Below are 476 nucleotides of genomic sequence, written 5' to 3' on the forward strand. Positions count from 1 at the left end.
ATTGAACATATGAACAATCATTCATATATCTTATACTCTTATTATATGAGCGCCTACTCATATGTGTCAATGAAATCTGAATTTTTTTATGAACATTTCGTTCACATTTTAGTAAGGCATATACATATTTTCCGCATCCTCTATATTCTCATACAAAAAAGGATGTACAATTCGCACACCCTTTTTTCATATTCCGACATAAAAATTCAACAAAGTAATATATGTTCCCTTTATTTCAACAAAAGAAAAAGCCTTGCGCGCTCCCTAGACGCACAAGGCTTACTGTGTTTATATCCCTTTAATTAGCTTGTTCTAAATTATCCTGCGAACTTCCATCGTCTTTTAAATGACTATGTTTTTTCGAATAAACAAAGTATACAACTACTCCAATCGCTAACCAAATACCAAAGTATATCCATGTTGTTAACGGTAAATTTACCATTAAGAATAGACAACATGCAATTGAAATAATCGGT

Annotated in this window: 1 protein-coding gene; it reads right to left on the bottom strand. The window is 31.5% G+C overall.

Features of this window, described 5'->3' with window-relative positions; genetic code table 11:
- Nucleotides 1–298 precede the first annotated feature (298 nt).
- On the bottom strand, nt 299–476 hold a 178-nt coding region (locus SB717_RS33630), incomplete at its 5' end, for an amino acid permease C-terminal domain-containing protein (protein ID WP_410907131.1).

This window comes from Priestia sp. SIMBA_032 (assembly GCF_046535215.1).
Taxonomy (GTDB): domain Bacteria; phylum Bacillota; class Bacilli; order Bacillales; family Bacillaceae_H; genus Priestia; species Priestia aryabhattai.